1 pseudogene is annotated in these 281 nt (G+C 32.7%); it reads left to right on the forward strand.

Going from position 1 to position 281, the window contains the following annotated elements:
• Positions 1-281, forward strand: a pseudogene (locus CN326_RS23095) (RNA-guided endonuclease InsQ/TnpB family protein); the annotation flags it as partial.

Below are 281 nucleotides of genomic sequence, written 5' to 3' on the forward strand. Positions count from 1 at the left end.
CAACTATCAAACATTTCAAATTTGGATTAAAAAAGGACATCGTATGTATGCTTACTTTCAAGAATCTTGTCAGAATGCCAAGAATATGTACAATACGACCAACTTTTATATACGTCAGGTGTATACAGGACTGACACAAGAAAAAGAGTTACAGCCCCTACAAAAAGAAGTGTTAGATATTATAGATCAATATATCGAAAAGATGAATGATACGCAGCTTCTTGCCTATCGAAAGAAATTAGCAAAAGAGAAGAAGAAACCGAAAGAAATCAAATGCAATT

The organism is Bacillus sp. AFS018417 (assembly GCF_002560985.1).
GTDB lineage: Bacteria > Bacillota > Bacilli > Bacillales > Bacillaceae_G > Bacillus_A > Bacillus_A rhizoplanae.